Source organism: Actinospineispora acaciae DSM 45401 (assembly GCF_000620785.1).
In the GTDB taxonomy this organism is placed as follows: domain Bacteria; phylum Actinomycetota; class Actinomycetes; order Mycobacteriales; family Pseudonocardiaceae; genus Pseudonocardia; species Pseudonocardia acaciae.
Genome location: NZ_JIAI01000002.1, coordinates 555,823 through 575,135, shown reverse-complemented (window position 1 = coordinate 575,135; position 19,313 = coordinate 555,823). Strand labels below are relative to the sequence as shown.

The window sequence follows — 19,313 nt, the reverse complement described above, 5'->3', positions numbered from 1 at the left end:
GCTGTGACTCCTAATCAGAGGGTTATTCACGAATCGCCTTCGGCGATCAAACTGCCTGATCCAGCCACTCGGACGAGCCTCCGGCCCGCCCTCGCGCCAGGAGCGTGAATAACCCATGGTTCAGAGCCGAACCTTGATGGCAGTTGTTGTAGGGGCCATGGCGCTACTGACCGCGTGCGGTGGCGGCGGTCAGGCGGGTGCCCCGGCCGGTGGTGGGAAACAACCGGTGCCCGCCGGCACCGTCGACTTCCAGGGCAAGACGTTCGCGTTCGCCATCGCAACGGCCGCCAACCCGCTGATCGTCTCCCAAGGCGAGACGTTCAAGCAGCAGGCCGAGAAGCTCGGCGCCAAGGTCACCATCTACGACAACAAGGGCACCGCCGAGGCCATGCTCAGCAACGCCAACCTGATGGTCGCCGCCAAGCCCGACGTGATCGTGGAGTACCCGTCGGCCGCCGACGCGACCAGCAGGGTCAGCCAGACGTTCAAGCGCTCGGGCATCCCGTGCATCTCGGTGAACGTGCCGGTCGAGGGCTGCCCGCTGTTCAACTTCGACCAGCCGTACCTGGCCGGCCTGGGCGCGGAGGCGATGGCCAAGCAGATGGCCGCCCGGGGCTGGACCGGCGAGAACACCACCGTGGTGATCGGGCAGGCCGCGAAGTACGGCCCGTCGGTGAACATCGCGGTGACCAGCTTCTACGACAAGCTCTCCGGGCTGGTGCCGGGCATGACGCACGTGCCGTCCCGGGACATTACGCCGAGCACGACCACGATCGGCGGCGAACAGGGCCTGCAGGTGGACCTGGACTTCACCGCGGACATCGCGTACCCGGCGATGACCAGGGCGCTGCAGTCCATCCCGGCCAACCGGCACATCGTGCTCTACACCACCGCCGACGACGTGACCGTCGCCGCCCGGCGCGCGATCGAGAACGCCGGGCGTACCCGCGACGCCATCGTCTCCGGCTTCGGCGGCAACGGCGACGCGGTGAAGGCGCTGCGCGCGAACGACGGCTGGGTCACCGAGCAGACCGGCTTCTACGCCCACTGGGGCGAGTTCGTGCTGGCCATGGTGGCCGCCGTGCAACAGGGCGCGACGCTGCCCGAGCTCACCTCGCCGCCGATGGTGGTGCTGACCAAGGACAACGTCGACACCTACTTCACGCCCGGCACCACCGACCTGGCCCTGATGCCCGAACTGCCCGCCAACTCCCGCTACCTCACCGGCACCGGCGTGCTCCAGAAGTACGCCAACGTCACCGGCGCCAAGTAGACCCACGTAGACAAGGAACGGAGAGAGAGTGACCGACAAGCTGCCCGAGCGCGCCAAGGAGCTGCTCGACGGGACCGAGCTGGTCGTGCTGACCACGCTGAACGCCGACGGCTCCCCGCACAGCACCCCGATCTGGGCGTTGCGCGACGGCGACGACGTGCTCATGTCGACGGTCGCCAGGCGGGTCAAGGCGCGCAACCTGGAACGCGACCCGCGCGCCAGCGTCGTCGTGATCGACCCGGAGAACCCGGTGCGCTACTTCTCGATCAACGGCTCGGTCGCGGTGTCGCTGGACGAGGACAGGCGCGTGCTCGACCAGTTGTCGATCAAGTACATGGGCAAGCCGTACCCGCCGGAGGACGCCGCGAACGTCCGGGTCGTGCTGCGGCTGACGCCGAGCCGGGTGACCGCCCAGTACGAACCGGCCAAGTAGGAGCGTGCGAATGGCATCGAAACGCAACACCGAGGTGGTGGCCGAGGCGTTCGGCTCCTGGCTGCGCGACGACATGCCGGTACACGACGTGCGGGCCGGCTACGACCGGATGGCGCCGCCGGTGCCCGAGGACGTCACCGTGGAGCAGTCCAGCGTCGGCGGCGTACCCGGCCTGTGGTTCACCCCGCCCGAGACGGACACCGGAACGGTGTCCTCGCCTCACACGCCGGCGGGGCTTGATGAGCGCTCTTCGCGGGGTTGCTTCGGTCCCGGTGCGGGTCGCGCTGTCCTGTACTTCCACGGCGGCGGGTTCACCATCGGCTCGCCGCGCAGCCACGCCGACCTGACCGCCCGCATCGCGCGGGCCGCCGGGGCACGGCTGTTCTCCGCGGAGTACGCGCTCGCGCCGGAGAAGGTGTTCCCGGCCGCGCTGCGCGACGCGCTGGCCGCCTACCGGGGGCTGCTCGCCGAGGGGGTCCGCCCGGAGCGGCTCGCGCTCGCCGGCGACTCCGCGGGCGGTGGCATCGCGCTGGCCGCCATGGTCGCACTGCGCGACGCCGGCGAACCGCTGCCCGCGTGCGCCGTGACGCTGTCGGCCTGGTCGGACCTGAGCTGCGGTGGCCGCTCGTACCACTCCAACGTGGAGCTGGACCCGCTGGTCACGCCCGAGATGGGGCTGCAGAACGCGGCCACCTACCTGGACGGCCACGACCCGACCGACCCGCTGGCCTCCCCCGTCTTCGCCGACCTGTCCGGCCTGCCGCCGCTGCTGCTGCAGGTCGGTACCGACGAAATGCTGCTCGACGACACGCTGCGGCTGGTCGACAACGCCCGCGCCGCCGGCGTGGCCGCCGAGCTCCAGGTCGCCGAGGGCATGATGCACGTCTACCAGCTCATGACCTGGCTGCTGCCCGAGGCGCAGCAGGCCATCGACAAGATCGGCGTGTTCGTCCGCCGGCACCTGAACGAATGACGCTCCGCGCTAGTCGAAGGCGAGCTTTGCTCCGAGGGCCACGAACGCGCCGGCGAACGTGCGGCGCATCCAGGTCAGCACCTTCGGGCGGGAGATGACGTGGCCCCGGATGGCCGAGGCGAACTTGCCGTAGCCGACGAACACGACGAGCGTGAGCAGCATGAACACCGCGCTCATCTCGATCATGCGCAGGTACGCGTTGGGCTCGGTCGGACTCACGAACTGGGGCAGGAACGCGAAGAAGAAGATCGTCAGCTTCGGGTTCAGGATGTTCACCAGGATGCCCGAGCCGATCACCTTGCGGGCCGAGTGCGGGGTGGTGTCCCGCTCCACGGTGAGCGCGCCCTTGTCCCGCAGCGTGCTCCACGCCATGTACAGCAGGTAGGCCACGCCCGCGTACTTGACCACCTGGAAGGCCATCGCGCTGGCGTGCAGCAGCGCGGCCAGGCCGGTGATCGCGGCGACCATGTGCGGCACGATGCCCAGCGTGCAGCCGACCGCCGCGATCATGCTGGCCCGCAGGCCCCGGGACAGCCCCGCCGCCATGGTGTAGAGCACGCCCGTGCCCGGCGTCACGACGACGATGAACGATGTCACCCAGAACTCGACACTCACAGCGGCCCCTCCCGCAAGCTCGGCGCCCAACCGCCCTCGCGCCGAGCTTACGGGGACTCAGGCCACGTCGTCGGCCAGGTGGGTGCGGCGGTCCGGCTCGTCCAGCTTGGTCAGGTAGGTCTCCTTCAGCATCCACACGGCGGCGAACGTGATCACGCAGACCAGCGCCATGTAGAGGGCCACGGGGAACGAGGAGTGGAAGCCGGCGATCAGCGCGGTGGCGATCAGCGGGGCGAACGCGCCGCCGCAGACGGCGCCGATCTGCACGCCCAGCGAGATGCCGGAGTAGCGCATCCTGGTGGCGAACGTCTCGGCGAAGAACGCGCTCTGCGGCCCGTACATGATCGTGTGCAGCACGCCGAGCGCGACCACCAGCGCGAGCACGACCACGGCCGGCGAGCGAGTGTCGATCATGGGCCAGAAGCCGAACGAGAAGATCACCGTGGCGCCCGAGCCGATCAGCAGCATCCGGCGCCGGCCGACCCGGTCGGACACCGCGCCGGCGATCGGCAGCGTCACCAGCTGCACCCCGGCGGCCAGCAGCACCGCGCCGAGCACGACGTCCTTGGACATGCCGAGCAGGGCGGGGTTGGTGGCGTAGGAGACCACGAACGTCATGTACAGGTAGTAGGTGACGTTGATGCCGATGTACGCGGCGGCCACCAGCGCGATCTGCCGGGGGTAGATGCGCAGCACGTCCAGGATCGGCGACCTGGTGACCGGCGCCACGGCCTCCGGCGCCACCTCCTTGACCTGCTGGTGCCGCTGGAAGGCGTGCGTCTCCTCCAGCCGGTACTGGATGTAGACGGCCAGCGCGATCAGCACCGCGCTGCACAGGAACGGCACCCGCCAGCCCCAGGACTGGAACGCCTCCGGCGAGGTGGTGCGCAGCGCGATCAGGAACACCAGGTTGCCGATGAGGATGCCGGCCGGGCCGCCGGCCTGCGCGAAGCTGGAGTAGAAGCCCCGCTTGTGGTCCGGCGCGCTCTCCATCGCCAGCAGCACCACGCCGCCCTGCTGCCCGCCCATCGCGATGCCCTGCACGAACCGCAGCAGCACCAGTATCAGCGGCGCCGCCACGCCGATGGTCCGGAAAGGCGGCAGCAACCCGATGAGCACCGACGCGAAGCCCATGGACACCAACGCGATGGTCAGCGCCTTCTTGCGCCCGTGCACATCTCCGTAATGGCCGAACAACACCGCGCCCAACGGCCGGGCCAGAAAGCCGACCGAAAACGTGGCGAACGCCAGCAATGCACTGGTCAGCGCGCTCTGCTCGGGGAAGAACAGCGAGGGGAACACCAGCGCGGCGGCCGTTCCATAAATGAAGAAGTCGTAGTTCTCGATGCTCGATCCGGCGAGCGCGGCGGCCGCGATCTTCGCGGTGCCCATCTTCGTCGACGTGCGGTCCGTCATCTCGCTGCTCCTGGAGGTGCTACGATCACGAAAAGTTCACGACCGACCAGTCGGTCGAGTACGTACCTTCCCATGTGACATAGCCCATGTCAACCGATTCTCCGCAGGTCAGCGGCCAGATCTGCAGAGGGGACCACTGTATGAAATTTGCGGTCAACACGATCGTCTCGGACGAAGGAGTCGGCCCGGCGGCGCTCGGGCGCGCGCTGGAAGAACGGGGCTTCGCAACGCTCTTCCTGGCCGAGCATTCGCATATTCCGGTGCGCAGGGAGACGCCGTGGGGAGGCGGCCCGATGCTGCCCCGGTCGTACTTCCGCTCGGTAGATCCCTTTGTCGCGCTCACCGCCGCGGCGGGCGCGACGAAAACGCTCCGGCTGGCCACCGGTATAGCACTGTTGCCGGAGCGCGACGTCATTCATACCGCCAAATCGGTGGCCAGCCTGGACCTGGTCTCCGGGGGCCGGGCGGTGTTCGGCGTCGGCGCCGGTTGGAACCGCGAGGAAATGCGCAACCACGGCGTCGACCCGGCCACCCGCGGCGAATTGCTGGACGAGCAGCTGGCCGCGCTGAAAACGATCTGGACCCGGGAGGAGGCGGAGTTCCACGGGCGGTTCATCGACTTCGACCCGATCTACCTGTGGCCCAAGCCCGTGCAGTCGCCGCACCCGCCCGTCTACGTCGGCGGCGAGAGCGTCGCGGCGCGCAACCGGCTGCTCGCGCACGGCGACGGCTGGTTCCCCCGGGTGGCCACCGATCCGGCCACCCTGCGCGAGGTCTCCGCCTGGCTGGCCGAGCACGGCCGCCCCGGCGTGCCGATCACCATCGGCGGCGTGGGCGCGGACCCGGACGTGGTGGCCCGGTTCGTCGACGCCGGCGTCAGCGAGGTCTCGTTCGCCCTGGAGACCGCCCCGGAGGCGGACACTTTGCGCGCGCTCGATCGGCTGTCCACTGTGGCCGACCGTTTCCGCTGATCAGGACCCGTGAGTGGTTAGCGTTGCTATGACAACGCTAACCACTCACGGGTCAGGGGTTACGGGCAGTCGCTGGGGCGGCGGGCGGCGGCGCAGACCTGTTCGACGAGCTTGGCCACGGCGAGCACCAGGCGGTCGCTGTGGCGGGGGCCGACTATCTGCAGGCCTACCGGCAGGCCGGAGGCGGTGAAGCCGACGGGGACGCTGATCGCGGGCTGCTGGGTCATGTTGAACGGGTAGGTGAACGGGGTCCAGCGGGTCCAGTCCGGCAGGCCGCTGCCGGGCGGGACGTTGTGGCCGGCCTCGAACGGCTGGATCGGGACCGTCGGGGTGATCAGCACGTCGTAGCGGGTGTGGAACTCGCCCATCAGGATGCCCAGGCTCAGGCGCTCGGTGTAGGCCTTCAGGTAGTCCTGGGCGGAGTGGCGCAGGCCGCGCTCCACCACGCCGCGCAGGCCCGGGTCGACGTCGTCGATGTGGTCGCGCATGAACATCTCCAGCCAGCCCGCCGCGCCGGCCTCCCAGAGCACGTCGAAGGAAGCGATCGGGTCCTCGAAACCGGGGTCGGAGGCCTCGATGCGGGCGCCGGCCGATTGCAGGCCGGCCACCGCCTCGGACACCAGACGGCCCACCTCGGGGTCCACCTGGACGTAGCCGAGGTCGGCGGAGAAGGCCATCCGCAGCGCCAGCACGTCCAGGCCGCTGGTGTCCCGGAAGCTCGCGGCCACCGGTCCCAGGCCGAACGGGTCGCGGTGGTCGGGGATCGCGAGCGCGTCCATCATCAGGGCCACGTCGTCGACCGAGCGCGCGATCGGGCCGCCGTGCGCGAGTATGCCCAGCGCGCTGGACGGGTAGAGCGGGACGCGCGAGTGCGTCGGCTTGAACCCGACGACGCCGCAGAACGAGGCCGGGATGCGGATCGAGCCGCCGCCGTCGGTGCCGACCGAGAGCGTGCCCATGCCGAGGGCGACGGCGGTCGAGCTGCCGCCGCTGGAGCCGCCCGGAGTGCGGGTGCGGTCCCAGGGGTTGCGGGTCACGCCGGTCAGCGGGTTGTCGGTGACGCCCTTCCAGCCCAGCTCCGGGGTGTTGGTCTTGCCGATGAGCACCGCGCCGGCCTCGCGCAGCCGGGCCACGATCGGGCTGTCCACGTCCCAGTCCTGCTCGCGGTCCACGCACCTGCTGCCGCGCAGCGTCGGCCAGCCCTTGGTGAGCAGCAGGTCCTTGATCGAGGTCGGCACCCCGTCCAGCGCACCGAGCTGGCGGCCGGCGCGCCAGCGCTGCTCGGACAGCGCGGCGGCGGCCAGCGCGGACTCCGCGTCGACCAGGCAGAACGCGTTGGTCTCCCCGTCGCGGGCCTCGATCGCCGCCAGCGCGTCGGTGGTGGCCTGCACCGGGGACAGCTCGCCGGAGCCGTAGGCCTCGGCAAGCTCGGTCGCGGTCAGGTCGGTGCTCGTACCGGTTCCCATGTCAGCCGCCTTTCAGGCCTGGTAAGGGGTGTAGTCGAGCGCGCCGCCGGGGCCGGCCCGGAACACCTTCACGGTGAGCAGGTCGGCGGTGACGGCGAAGTGGGACTGCGGGGAGAAGCGGTAGTCGCCGCGCGCGGCGGGGAACGGGCGGCCGGAGTTCAGCTCGGCGATGATCTTCGCGTTGTCCGTGCTCCCGGCCCGTTTGATGGCCTCGAGCAGGACCTTCACCGAGTCGTAGGAGCTGGCCGGGGTGTTGCCGAAGGACGGGACCGGCCACTCGTTCGGGCCGTAGTGCCGGTCGTTGCCGTACGCCGCGCGGTAGGCCCGGGACAGCTCGCGGGCCGACTCGGTGGCCGGCGCGCCGCCGTCGAACGCGGCGAACTGGACGCCGATGGTGCCGCTGACCAGCTCGCGGGCGCGGTCGGGGTAGACCACCGTGCCGGCGCCCAGGCTGATCAGGAACGGGGTGTCCATCATGCCCAGGCGAGCCATGGTCTGGCGGGCGGTGGCCGCGTCGCTGCCCAGCCCGACCATGCCGATGGCCTCGGCGCCGGCGGAGCGGATGCGGGCCAGTTGGGCCGTGAGGTCGGTGGCGCCCTGGTCGTAGCTCTCGGTGGCCACCACCGCGGCGCCGCCGGCCTTCGCGGCGGCCGCGATGTCGGCCATCTCGGTCTGGCCGTACGGGGTGCTCTCCGCGACGACGCCGACCTTGCGGAACTTGCGGGCGAGCAGGTCGCCCATGAAGTGGCCCTCGATCTGGCTGCCCGGCGAGAAGCTGAACACGTTCTGGTAGGGCGGCCGGTCGGTGCCGTGCGGGTAGACGATCTTCATCGTCTGGGCGGTGGTGTTCATCATGATCCGGCCCTTGGCGTTCACCAGCGGGAGAACCGCCAGGACCGGGCCGCTGCCGGCGGGGGCGAGAACGAAGTCGACGTTGTCCTCGTCGAGGAGCCGGCGCATGTTCGCCTGGGCGGTCTCGGCGACGAGCTGGTCGTCGTAGCTGACCAGTTTCACCTGGCGGCCGAGCACGCCGCCGGTGTCGTTGGCCTGCTTGATGGCCAGGTCCACGCAGTTCTTCATCGGCACGCCGAACTCGGAGTACGGGCCGGTCAGCGCCGTGGTCAGGCCGATGGTGAGGAGTCCGTCCCCGCGCGCGACGCGGTCCCCGCCCAGCGCCGCGCTGCCCGCGCAGCCGGTGGCCAGCATCGCCGCCGAGCCGGCCGCGGCGGCCAGGAAACGCCTTCTGTCGAGCAAAACCACCATTGGTTCTCCTCCGCCTTCAGGGCTAGGTCGCCGCTCCGAGGTAGGCCTGATCCAGTTGGGCGCCCTCGGTCAGCTCGCTCGGGGGGCCGGCGGCGACCAGCTCGCCTCGGCGCAGCACCCAGCCGTAGTCTGCGATCCGCAGCGCCAGCGACGCGCGCTGCTCGACCAGCAGGACCGTCAGGCCTTCCTCGCGCAGCGCGGTGATCAGCCGGAACGTCTCCTCGACCAGTTTGGGCGCGAGCCCGAGCGAGGGTTCGTCCAGCAGCAGCAGGCGCGGGCGCGACATCAGCGCCACCGAGGTGGCCAGCATCTGCTGCTCACCGCCGCTGAGGGTGGCGGCGAGCTGGGCGCGGCGCTCGCCGAGGATCGGGAACCGCTCGTACTGGGCGGACACGTCCGCGCGCACCTCGGCGCGCGCCCGCCGGGACCGGTACCGGCGCAGCGCGCCGAGCACCAGGTTCGCCTCCACGCTCTGGTCGCCGAAGACGCGGTGGCCCTCCAGCACGTGCGCGATGCCCAGCTCGGTGCGGCGGTGCGCCGGGGTCGCCTCGATCCGCTCGCCGTCGAACGTGATCGTCCCCGACCGCACCGGCACCAGTCCGCTGACCGCCTTGAGCAGCGAGGACTTCCCCGCCCCGTTGGCCCCGACGACCGTGCCGAGCTGCCCGGGTTTCAGCTCCAGGGACAGCTCGCGCACCGCGCGCACCGGCCCGTAGCCGACCGAGATGTTCTCCACGGTGAGCACGGCTAGACGTCCTCCTTCACCGTTTCGGAACCGAGGTACGCCTCCAGGACGCGCGGGTCGCGGCGGACGTCCTCGGTCGCCCCGGAGAAGATCACCGCGCCGTGGTCGAGCACGGTCACCGACGAGGCCAGCTCGAACAGGAAGTCCACGTGGTGCTCGATCACCACGATGGTCATGCCGCCGTCGCGCAGGTCGCGCAGCAGGGCGCCGAGCTCGACCAGGTCTGGTTCGGCCAGGCCGGCGGCGGGCTCGTCGAGCATCAGCAGCCGGGGCCGCGCCACCAGCGCCCTGGCCAGCTCCAGCATCCGCTGCCGGCCGAACGGCAGGCCGCCGGCCAGCTCGTCGGCCAGCTCGGTGAGCCCGACCCGCTCCAGCGCCTGGTCAGCGTCGCGCAGCAGCCGCCGCTCCTCGGCCATCGCCCCGGGCAGCCGCAGCATCGGCCCCGCCAGCCCGCCCCGGTACAGCCGTTCGGCGCCGACCAGCGCGTTCTCCCGGACTGTCAGCTCGGGGAAGCACAGCGGGTGCTGGAAGGTGCGGGCCACGCCGAGCCTGGCGACCTCGTGCGGGCGGCGGCCGTCGATGCGGGCGCCGGCGAACCGCACGGTGCCGGCGGTGGGCGGCTCGACGCCGGAGATGACGTTGAGCAGGGTGGTCTTGCCGGAGCCGTTCGGGCCGATCAGCCCGTGGATCGAGCCGGTCCGTACCGACATGTCCACCCCGTCCAGGGCGCGGACGCCGACGAACGCCTTGCTCAGCCCGGCCACCTCCAGCAGCGGGCCGTCGGCCGGCTCCTCGACCGCGACCGAGGCCGGTTCGTTGGGTTCGTCCGGACCCCGCTGAGCGATCGATCGGTGGATCAGGCCGGTGCGGTACGGCAGTAGCCCGGTCAGCCCGCGCGGCAGGATCAGGAACGACACCAGCAGCACCACGCCGTAGATCAGTAGCTGGTGGCGGCTGAACGCCTGGAGCTGGTCGGGCAGGTAGGTCAGCACGGCGGCGCCGAGGAACGGGCCGGCCAGCGTGCGCAGCCCGCCCAGCACCGCGAACACCAGGATGGCCACCGAGGCGTCCACCGAGAACGCGTCCGGGCTCAGGAACCCGACCAGGTGCGCGTACATCGTCCCGGCCACCCCGGCCAGGCCGGCGCTGAGCACGTACGCCATCCGCTTGCGGCTGCCGGCGGACACGCCCAGGGTGGCCGCCGCGACCTCGCTCTCGCTGATCGCCACGAACGAGCGCCCGATGTGCGACTTGAGCACCCCGGCGAACAGCCAGGTCACCACCGCGACGGCGAGCACCGCCAGGTAGTAGTAGTCCACCAGCCCGAAGGTGTGGCCGAACACCGTCAGGTTCCGCAGCACCGAGGACGGCACGTTGGACAGCCCGGAGAACCCGCCGGTCACCGTGTCCCACTGCGCGATGACCTCGGCGCCGAGGATGCCCAGCCCGAGGCTGACCATGGCCAGGTAGAAGTCGCGGACCCGCCCGGCCGGGATGGACACCAGCGCGCCGAGCAGCATCGCCAGCGCGATCCCGGCCGGCACCGTGACCCAGATCGGCCACTCCAGCAGCGTGGACAGCACTCCGCTGCCGTAGGCCCCGGCGCCGTACATCGCGGCCTGCCCCAGGGAGATCTGGCCGGTGTACCCGGTGAGCAGGTTGATGCTCTGCCCGAGCAGCGCGTTGACGCCGAGCAGGATCGTCAGCTGCACGATCCGGCCGGAGAACACGAACGGCACCGCCAGCACGGCGATCGTGAACAGGGTCGGCAGCAGCCAGCGCGGCAGCCGTTGCAGCAGCGTTCGTTGCAGCAGCGCGGTCATACCTTCTGCACCTCCCGCGCCCCGAACAGCCCGCCGGGCCGGACCATGAGCACCAGCACCAGGACGGTGAACGCCACCGCGTGCTGCGCGGCGGTGGAGATGTAGCCGCCGACCAGCAGCTCGGTGGCCCCGACCAGCACCCCGCCGACCAGCGCGCCCAGCGAGCTGCCCATGCCGCCGACCACCGCGGCGGCGAAGCCGTTGAGCATCAGCGTCATGCCGAACGCCGGGCTGACGCCGGTGATCGGCGCGAGCAGCACCCCGGCCAGCCCGGCCAGCGCGGCGCTGAGCACGAACGAGGCGGTCACCACCCACTCCACCCGGATGCCGCGCAGCCGGGCGGACTCCTGGTCGTAGCTGGTCGCCCGCAGCACCATCCCCCAGGTGGTGTGCCGCACCCCCAGCTCGAACAGCGCCAGCACCAGCAGCGCCACGCCCGCCACCAGCAGCAGTTGCAGCGACATCCGCACGCCGGCGATGCTCACGAAGTCGGTGGCGTCGAAGATGACCGGCGGGAAGGCGCGGGGCTGCGCGCCGTAGACATCGCTCGCGATCGCCTTGATGACGATCGCCGCGCCCAGCGTGGCCACCACCCAGCCGAGCCCGCCGGCGTTCTTCAGCACCGGCCGGATGGCTATCCGCTCCACCGCGATGCCCAGCACCGCCACCGCCACGATCCCGACCACCATGGCCAGCGCCAGCGGCAGCCCGGCGCCGAGGGCGGACAGCGCGATCATGACCGCGATCATCAGGAACGAGCCGTGCGCGAAGTTGACCACCTTGAGGGTGGAGAAGGTGACGTTGAGCCCCTGGCCGACCAGTGCGTACACGGTGCCCAATGCCACGCCTTGCAGGGCGAGCTGTAGGAAGAAGTCCAACGCCTTCTCGCTTTCCTCGTCGCTGAGGAGTTCCCGGGGCTCAGGGCAGGGTCTTGTCGATCAGTTCACGAACCGTGCGGTTGTCCAGGTCGAGCACGACGGCGATGAACTCGTCCAGGCCGGCCGGGGACAGCGGCATCTCGCCTGCGATCTGGCGGAGCCGGTCGGCGGCCTCGTCGCGGCCCCAGTTGAAGGTGTCCGGGCCCGGCAGAAAGGAGTCGGACACCGAGGCGCCGTCGCGCAGCCGCACGGTGATCCGACAGGAGCCGGTGGTCAGCGTCTCGTCCGGGATCACCTGGATCCGGTCGGCCAGGCCCATCAGCTCGGTGTCGTCGAAGCCGTAGAGGTCGTCCAGCACGACGGTGCGCCGGCGGATGGCCACCGCGAGGCAGTACGGCGCGCTCATCAGGGTGCCGCCGACGTCGGTGAACGGGCCGTGGGTGTCGGTGCCCGGGTAGGCCGCGTCCACCGGGGCCAGCCGCAGCTCCACGTCGGCCACCTGCTCGGGGTGCACGTCGTGGGTGGTCACCAGGTCGACCATCACGGTGACCGGTACCTGGTTGATCGCGCACACCGGGAACGGCTTGTAGGTGACGTCGCGGGTCCGCCACCGCTCGCCCAGGTCGGCGCCGGCGGGCTCGGCCGGCTGGGTGCCGGCGAACGAGCGGTAGTGGCCGGCGGCGCCCTCCAGCGCGTCCGGGGCGCCGGTCACGCCCCTGGCGGCCAGCAGCGCTGCGGTCATGCCGTTGCGGCTGGCCATGCCGACCTGGTAGCGCCACTCCTGGGTGCCGGCCACCCAGGTCTGGTTGGTGCCGCCGCCGAAACCGGCCGCCAGTCCGAGCGCGGAGGTCGTCTGCTCCTGGTTCAGGCCGAGCAGGCGGGCGCAGGCGGCGGCCGAGGCGAGCGGGCCGTAGATGCTGCTGGCCCGGAAGCCGCGCGCGGTGGAGTCGGCGGCGTGCGCCTCGGCGATCGCGGACGCCGCCTCGTAGCCGGCGACCATCGCGGTGAGCAGCTCCGTGCCCGAACTGTCGGAACGGTCGCCCAGGGCGAGCAGGGCGGGCAGCGTGGTGGCACCGAGGTGGGTGGAGATGGCGAGCTGGGTGTCGTCCTGGGTACGGGCGTGCACCATGGCTCCGGTGGCCAGCGCCGCCATGTCCACCGTCACGCTCGTGCCGTCCACCGGAAGCCGCGCGCCGCCGCCGTTGGGGGCCGCGCCGACGTCCTTGGCCAGCGCGAACGCCGTCTCGGCTAGCCGGTGGCCGGCGAGCCCGACGCCCAGGTCGTGCAGCAGGGTGACCTTGGCCTTCTCCCGCACGTCGGGGGGCGCGTCGGCGAACTCGAAGCCGGCCACGAACTCGGCCACGAGCTGGCTGGTGGTGCGCGTGTGGGTGACAGTCACTGGGAGCCCCCATCCGTCGACAACCGGGCGATCACCTGGCCGGGCACCACGTCCTCGCCCTCGGCCACGCACAGCTCGACGATCCGGCCGCTGGCCTGGCTGAGCACCTCGGCGGTGGCCTTGTCGGTCTCCATCTCGGCCACCGGCTCGTCCACCGCGACCTGGTCGCCGACCTGCTTGAGCCACTGCAGCAGGGTCGCCTCGTCCATGGTCACGCCCCACTTCGGGACGACAATCTCGGTCACGCGGGGGTCCTCTCCAGCGCGGCGAGCACCGCCGCGACCAGGTCGTCGGCCTGCGGGTAGTACTCGCGCTCCAGCCCGGGCGGGAACGGCACCGGCGCGAACGGCGCGCTGAGCAGCACCGCCGGCGCGCGCAGCGACCCGAACCCCTCGGTGGCGGCCAGCCGGACGACCTCCGAGCCGATGCTGCACGGCCCCGTCGCGTCCTGGACGACCACCAGCCGGCCCGTCTTGTTCAGCGAGCCCAGGATCAGCGGCCGGTCCAGCGGGCTGAGCGTGCGCAGGTCCAGCACCTCGGCGTCGACGCCGTGCTCGTCGGCGAGCGTCTCGGCGGCGGCCACCGCCCGGGCCACGGTGCCGCCCCAACAGACCAGCGTCAGGTCCTGCCCCGACCGGCGGACCAGCCCGGCGCCGATCGGCACCAGCGCCTCCGGGTCGTCGGGCACCTCGCCGCGCTGGGTCCACTGCGACACGCTCTCGATCACCACCACCGGGTCGTCGTCCCTGATGGCGGACTTGAGCAGGCCCTTCGCGTCGGCCGGGGTGCCGCCCCAGACCACCTTCAGCCCGGGCACCGAGGCGAGCCAGGCCTCCAGGCTCTGCGAGTGCTGCGGCCCGGAGCCCCGGCCGGCGCCGCACAGGGTGCGGATGGTCAGCGGCACGGAGAACCCGCCGGCCGACATGTAGCGCATCTTGGCGGCCTGGTTCACCAGCTGGTCCATGGCCAGCGTCATGAAGTCGAAGTACATGATCTCCGCGACCGGCCGCAGCCCGGCCATCGCCGAGCCCACCGCCAGCCCGGTGATCACGCCCTCGCTGATCGGGGTGTCGCGCACCCGCCACTCGCCAAACTCCGCCTGCAGGTTCCGGGTCGCCCCGAACGGCCCGCCGGGGGCGCCGACGTCCTCGCCGAACAGGTGCACCCGCTGGTCGCGCGCCAGCTCCTCGCGCAGCGCGGAGTTCACCGCCTGCCAGTACTTGACCCGGCTCACCTGACCCCCTCTGCCGCGTAGACGTCGGCCAGCACCGAGGACGGCGGTGGCTCGGGCGCGCGCTGGGCCGCTTCGACGGCCTCCGCGACCTCGCGCTCGGCTTCCGCTTCGACCCGCGCGAAGGCGTCGGCGCGGTCCGGCGCGGCGGCGGCCAGCTTGACCAGCGGGTCGGCGTCCTTCCAGCGCTGGACCTCCTCGGCGTCCCGGTAGCGCTGCGGGTCGCCCTCGAAGTGGCCGTGCCAGCGATAGGTCATGCACTCCAGCAGGGTCGGCCCGTCGCCGTCCCGGGCCCGCTGGACGGCCTTCGCCGCCTCCGCGCGCACCGCGAGCGCGTCGTTGCCGTCCACCTGGCTGGCCGGGATCCGGTACGCCGAGGCCAGGTCGGCCACCCGCTCGGCGGCCAGGTGCACGCCGACGGGGGTCAGCTCCGCGTACAGGTTGTTCTCGCAGACGAACACCACCGGCAGCCGCCACAGCGCCGCCAGGTTCAGCGACTCGTGGAACACGCCCTGCGCGACCGCGCCCTCGCCGAAGAACGCCACCGCCACGCCGTGGTCGCCGCGCCGCATCGCCGCGAACGCCCCGCCCAGCGCGATCGGGATGCCGGCGCCGACGATCGCGTTCGCGCCCAGGATGCCGGCGCGCGGGTCGGCGATGTGCATGGACCCGGACCGGCCGCCGCAGTACCCGCCCTCCCGGCCGAACAGCTCGGCCATCATCGGCTCCAGCCCGCCGCCCTTGGCGATGCAGTGGCCGTGGCCCCGGTGGGTGGTGGTGATGTAGTCGCTGGTCCGCAGCGTGTCGCAGACGCCGGCCGCGACGGCCTCCTGCCCGATCGACACGTGCAGCGAGCCGGCCAGCTTCCCGGACGCCATCAGCCGGGACGCGGCCAGCTCGAAGTGCCGGATCCGGGCCATGGTCCGGTACAGCCGGGTCTCGGTGTCAGTCATCCACCCCTCCGAGGAAGCTCCAGCACGGCCGTCCCGGGGGCGCACAGCACGCCGTCGCCGTTGCGCTCCTCCAGCGCGCATTCGACGAGCCCGGCCCCGGAGTCGTCGACAATTCGGTTCACGACCTGCCCGGTGCAGGTGAGCTTGTCGTCCGGGACCGCGAGATGCCGGTTCTGCCAACTGAACTTCCGCAGCCGCGCCGCCGGCCCCGCCCATTCCAATGCGGTACGGGCCAGGAAACAGCCGTGCAGATGCGACTGCACCAACACGTCGGGATATCCCTCGGCGCGCGCGTACGCGGTGTCGTAATGGATCCGGTGCGCGTTCCAGGTGACCGCGCTGAACCGGAACAGCTGAACGGTGGTGGGCCGGACCGTGACCGGTTCGATCGCGGCGCCCACCTCCACGTCCTCGAAATACACGGCTCACACCCCCGGCCGCGCGATGAAGTTCTCCCGGCAGGTGACCAGCCGCCGCCCCGACTCGTCGGAGTAGGCGCGCAGAATGGTGAGCAGCATCAACCGCCCGGATCTCCCCTCTTTCAGCTGGACGTCCGCGATCGACGTCTCCACCGTCACCGTGACCCCGTCGCACAGCGGCTCGCCGAACTCCAGCTCCTGCCCGGCGCCCATCAGCCGCAAACCGGAAAGCGGCAGGTCGGCGGTCTCCTCGGTGCCCGTCCCGTCCGGGCGCAGCTCGTCATCGACCGGACCGTCGCCCCAGCCGAGCACACTGGTCAGGAACAGCGGCGGCGCGTGTTCGTCATACCGTCCCGGCGTTTCCCCGCTGGCCACCGCGAACCGCTGGAAGTCCAACGCCCGAATCGGCCCGATACGCGTCGTCGTCACGTCACCGACCTTGGCCCGTATCGCGTCGTACGCCGCGTCGAAGTCGCTCATACCGACGCCACCCGCTGTCTCAGCACTTTCTTCTCAATCTTTCCGATCGACGTCTTCGGCAGTTCCGGGACGATGTGCACGGTCGTGGGGACCTTGAACGAGGCGATCCGGGAACGGCAGTGCTCCTGGATCTCCTCGACGGTCAGCTCCGCCCCCTGGACGGCCACCACGAACGCCACGACCTCCTCGTCCCGAATCGGGTCCGGCGCCCCGACCACCGCCGCCTCGGCTATCGACGGATGCTCGGACAGCGCGAACTCCACCTCGCTGGCCGACACGTTCTCCCCGGCCCTTTTGATGAGATCCTTCTTGCGATCGACGAAATACGCATAGCCCTTTTCGTCGAGATAGCCGAAGTCACCGGTGTAGAGCCAGCCGTCGCGCATGGCGGCGGCGGTGGCGGCCGGGTCCTTGAAGTAGCCCTTCATCAGGGTCCGCCCGGGCACCCCGGACACGATGATCTCCCCGACCCCGCCGGGCGGCAGGTCCTGGCCGAGCTCGTCGACGATCCGCACCTGCCGGTCGCCGTTGGGCAGCCCGATCGAGGGCCAGCGCTTGTCCCCGAACGGCGGCGCGAAGGTGACCACCGTGCCCCCCTCGGACAGGCCGTAGCCGTTGCACAGCTCGACCCCGAACCGCCGCTCGAACTCCTCCTTCTCCGAGTCGCTGACGTTGATCGCGTAGATCACCCTGCGCAGCTCGTGCTCGGCGTCGCCGTTCGTCTCCGGCTGCGCCAGCAGCGTCCTGACCTGCATCGCGACCAGGCTCACCGCGTTCGCCCGGTGCCGGCGCAGCTGCGACCAGAACTTGCTCGCGCGGTACTCCTCCACCAGCACGGCGGTGCCGCCGACGGTCAGCGCGGCCAGCTCGGTGATCTCCTGGGCGTTGATGTGGAACATCGGCAGCGCGGTGATCAGCCGGTCGCCCTCGGCCAGCGCCGCGCCCCTGACCACCCGCTCGCCGGCCCACAGCAGGTTGGCGTGGGTGAGCATGACCGCCTTGGGGCGCGCGGTGGTGCCGGACGTGAAGATCATCTCCAGCACCTGCTCCGCGCCGGGCGCCGAGGAGTCCGGCGGCAGCGGCGGGTGCTTCAACAGGTCGTCGAAGAGCACGCCGCCGCCTGCGTCAGCCGTGCGAGCCAGGATCCGGTGCCGCATCCGGGGCAGGCCGGGCAGGATCTCGTCGAACGTGCCGGCGTAGTCCGGCTCGGTGATGTAGCCAACGGCCTCGGAGAACTCGGCCAGGTAGGTCAGCTCGGCCGCCGCGTTGGCCACGTTGGACGGCACCGACACCGCGCCGAGCCAGGCCAGCCCGAGCCAGGCGAACACGAACTCCGCGCTGTTGCGCAGCTGCAGCACCACCGCGTCGCCAGGGCCGATGCCCAGCTCGGACAGCCCGGCGGCGGCCCGGCGCACCGCGTCGAGCAGCTCGTCGTAGCTGTAGCCGGTGACCTCGCCCGCGCGGTCCTCGACGACCAGCGCTGGGCGCTCCGGATGGCGCCGCGTCCGCTCCACCAGCAGATCTGACAACGTGCGGTTCCCGACCATGTCCACGCCCGAACTCCTTTGTCCCGTCGTCGGCGCCCGGACCCCGGTCAGTCCCGTGAGGAGAGCCCGAGCAGGTTCCGCGCGATCATCCAGCGATGGATCTCCGCCGTACCGTGCCCGATCCGCCACACCCGGACCTGCCGGTAGAAGCTCTGGATCGGTAGCTCCCTGCTGTACCCGAGCCCGCCGAAGATCTGTAGACACCGATCGGTGACACGCTGCGCCATCTCGGTGGCGTACAGCTTGGCCATGAACGCCTCGTTGCGTATCGGCCGGCCCTCGTCGGCCATCCACGCCGCCCGGTAGACCAGCATCCGGGCCGCGTCCAGCTCGACCACCGAGTCGGCCAGCATGAACTGCACGGCCTGCCGGGTGGCGATCGGCTTGCCCCAGGTCACCCGCTGCTTGGCCCAGTCGGTGGCCAGGTCGATGCAGCGCTGTGCGATCCCCAGCTGGTACGCGGCGATGCGCAGCCGCCCGTGGGTAAGCTGCTCGCTGGCCAGCGACCAGCCGCCGCCCACCTCGCCCAGGCGCGCCGAGTCCGGCACCACGCAGTCCCGGAACGACAGCTCGTGCGGCTCCCAGTTGTCGCCCATGGTCGGGATCGGCCGGGACAGCTCGAAGCCGGGGGTGTCCTTGTCGACCAGGAAGCACGTGATCCCCCGGCCGCCGGCGGCCGGGTCGGTGCTGGCGAACAGGATGCAGAAGTCAGCCCGGTCCGCCTCCGAAATGAAGATCTTCGTGCCGTTGATGACCCATTCGTCTCCCTTGCTCACCGCCGTCGTGGTGATTCGCGCGAAGTCCGAGCCCGTCCCCGGCTCGGTGAACGCATAACAGCTGCGCTTGCCCTCTTCGATGACCGGATACAGGTATTTCTGCTTTTGTTGCTCCGTTCCCTCGTACAGCACAGGTTCGGGGCTTCCGCCGAAGTCGAACATGGCCGGATGTTTGTAGAGCTCCTCGGCGACAAGACAGGTGGCGAGCGTTCCCATCCCCTGCCCGCCGTACTCCTCGGGCACGTCGAGCGCCCAGAAACCCTGCCGCCTGGCGCGCTCCTCCAGCTCGGTCCGCTGCTCCGAGCTGAATTTCCCGTCGAGCAGGAACTGATGCTCCAGCGGCATGAGCTCCTTCTCGCGGAACTGACGCACGGAATCGACGAACATGTCGAGCTCGGACGGGATGCTGAAGTCCACGCCGTGCCACCTTCCGCCGGCCTCACCGATGAAACCTTCGTCACGACCGACCAGTCGGTCGGGTATCGACCATCCCACACGATCGCGGCACTGTCAACGCTCTGACGAGCGGCGATCTGGCGCCTGGCGGCGTTCCCGGTGCTCAGCCAGCGTGCCCGGCGAGGCCGGGTCGACCCCGCCCGCGCACCGCCGCCGGCGACCGGGCAGGGCGCCGTGAAAATGTCTCGGGCCGGTC

Annotated in this window: 19 protein-coding genes; 4 read left to right on the top strand and 15 right to left on the bottom strand. The window is 71.0% G+C overall.

Annotation, left to right across the window (positions count from 1 at the left end; genetic code table 11):
- Positions 1-157 precede the first annotated feature (157 nt).
- The 3 genes from N912_RS0112345 to N912_RS0112335 are packed head-to-tail and all read left to right on the top strand — an operon-like array spanning position 158 to position 2,679.
- On the top strand, positions 158-1,273 hold the full coding sequence (locus tag N912_RS0112345; protein WP_169747870.1) for a sugar ABC transporter substrate-binding protein: 1,116 nt from the start codon (positions 158-160) through the stop codon (positions 1,271-1,273).
- A 28-nt stretch (positions 1,274-1,301) separates the two neighbouring features.
- Complete coding sequence (locus tag N912_RS0112340; RefSeq protein WP_028922668.1) at positions 1,302-1,706, top strand: PPOX class F420-dependent oxidoreductase; 405 nt, start codon at positions 1,302-1,304, stop codon at positions 1,704-1,706.
- A 10-nt stretch (positions 1,707-1,716) separates the two neighbouring features.
- Positions 1,717-2,679 (top strand): alpha/beta hydrolase, encoded by a 963-nt coding sequence (locus N912_RS0112335; protein WP_051580095.1) that lies wholly within the window; start codon positions 1,717-1,719, stop codon positions 2,677-2,679.
- A 9-nt stretch (positions 2,680-2,688) separates the two neighbouring features.
- On the opposite strand, the gene N912_RS0112330 is transcribed toward N912_RS0112335, so the two are convergent.
- Positions 2,689-3,294: a LysE family translocator gene (locus N912_RS0112330; RefSeq protein ID WP_028922666.1), complete on the bottom strand. Its 606-nt coding sequence runs from the start codon at positions 3,292-3,294 to the stop codon at positions 2,689-2,691.
- Between the two features lie 57 nt (positions 3,295-3,351).
- Complete coding sequence (locus N912_RS0112325) at positions 3,352-4,710, bottom strand: MFS transporter (protein ID WP_028922665.1); 1,359 nt, start codon at positions 4,708-4,710, stop codon at positions 3,352-3,354.
- A gap of 140 nt (positions 4,711-4,850) precedes the next feature.
- On the opposite strand from N912_RS0112325, the gene N912_RS0112320 reads away from it, so the two are divergent.
- Complete coding sequence (locus N912_RS0112320) at positions 4,851-5,681, top strand: LLM class F420-dependent oxidoreductase (protein ID WP_028922664.1); 831 nt, start codon at positions 4,851-4,853, stop codon at positions 5,679-5,681.
- A 59-nt stretch (positions 5,682-5,740) separates the two neighbouring features.
- Here N912_RS0112320 and N912_RS51415 read toward each other — a convergent pair whose 3' ends face one another.
- From N912_RS51415 to N912_RS0112255, 13 genes are read right to left on the bottom strand one after another with little or no spacing between them, the layout of a single operon-like run.
- A complete protein-coding gene (locus tag N912_RS51415; protein ID WP_051580094.1) occupies positions 5,741-7,147 on the bottom strand; it encodes an amidase in 1,407 nt (468 codons plus the stop codon).
- 12 nt (positions 7,148-7,159) lie between these two features.
- Entirely contained in the window at positions 7,160-8,410 is a 1,251-nt protein-coding gene (locus N912_RS51410) for an ABC transporter substrate-binding protein (protein WP_051580093.1), read from the bottom strand.
- Between the two features lie 22 nt (positions 8,411-8,432).
- Positions 8,433-9,155: an ABC transporter ATP-binding protein gene (locus N912_RS0112305; protein ID WP_028922663.1), complete on the bottom strand. Its 723-nt coding sequence runs from the start codon at positions 9,153-9,155 to the stop codon at positions 8,433-8,435.
- A gap of 2 nt (positions 9,156-9,157) precedes the next feature.
- Entirely contained in the window at positions 9,158-10,978 is a 1,821-nt protein-coding gene (locus tag N912_RS0112300) for a branched-chain amino acid ABC transporter ATP-binding protein/permease (protein ID WP_037064259.1), read from the bottom strand.
- Positions 10,975-11,856 carry a branched-chain amino acid ABC transporter permease gene (locus tag N912_RS0112295; protein ID WP_028922661.1) on the bottom strand — a complete coding sequence of 294 codons (882 nt, stop codon included), beginning with the start codon at positions 11,854-11,856 and terminating at the stop codon, positions 10,975-10,977. The genes N912_RS0112300 and N912_RS0112295 overlap by 4 nt, the downstream gene beginning before the upstream one ends.
- Positions 11,857-11,896: 40 nt before the next feature.
- The gene (locus N912_RS51405) at positions 11,897-13,255 is read right to left on the bottom strand and encodes an MmgE/PrpD family protein (protein ID WP_051580091.1); all 1,359 of its coding nucleotides are present in this window, start codon (positions 13,253-13,255) and stop codon (positions 11,897-11,899) included.
- Positions 13,252-13,500 (bottom strand): biotin/lipoyl-containing protein, encoded by a 249-nt coding sequence (locus N912_RS0112285; RefSeq protein ID WP_028922660.1) that lies wholly within the window; start codon positions 13,498-13,500, stop codon positions 13,252-13,254. The genes N912_RS51405 and N912_RS0112285 overlap by 4 nt, the downstream gene beginning before the upstream one ends.
- Positions 13,497-14,489, bottom strand: a complete 993-nt coding sequence (locus N912_RS0112280) for an alpha-ketoacid dehydrogenase subunit beta (protein ID WP_028922659.1) — start codon at positions 14,487-14,489, stop codon at positions 13,497-13,499. Before N912_RS0112280 ends, N912_RS0112285 begins: the two co-directional genes overlap by 4 nt.
- Positions 14,486-15,439 (bottom strand): thiamine pyrophosphate-dependent dehydrogenase E1 component subunit alpha, encoded by a 954-nt coding sequence (locus N912_RS0112275; protein WP_028922658.1) that lies wholly within the window; start codon positions 15,437-15,439, stop codon positions 14,486-14,488. Before N912_RS0112275 ends, N912_RS0112280 begins: the two co-directional genes overlap by 4 nt.
- Entirely contained in the window at positions 15,436-15,861 is a 426-nt protein-coding gene (locus N912_RS0112270) for a hotdog family protein (protein ID WP_028922657.1), read from the bottom strand. Before N912_RS0112270 ends, N912_RS0112275 begins: the two co-directional genes overlap by 4 nt.
- Positions 15,862-15,864: 3 nt before the next feature.
- Positions 15,865-16,338: an FAS1-like dehydratase domain-containing protein gene (locus N912_RS0112265; RefSeq protein ID WP_028922656.1), complete on the bottom strand. Its 474-nt coding sequence runs from the start codon at positions 16,336-16,338 to the stop codon at positions 15,865-15,867.
- On the bottom strand, positions 16,335-17,885 hold the full coding sequence (locus tag N912_RS0112260) for an AMP-binding protein (protein WP_051580284.1): 1,551 nt from the start codon (positions 17,883-17,885) through the stop codon (positions 16,335-16,337). The genes N912_RS0112265 and N912_RS0112260 overlap by 4 nt, the downstream gene beginning before the upstream one ends.
- 47 nt (positions 17,886-17,932) lie before the next feature.
- Complete coding sequence (locus N912_RS0112255; RefSeq protein ID WP_028922654.1) at positions 17,933-19,078, bottom strand: acyl-CoA dehydrogenase family protein; 1,146 nt, start codon at positions 19,076-19,078, stop codon at positions 17,933-17,935.
- Positions 19,079-19,313 lie beyond the last annotated feature (235 nt).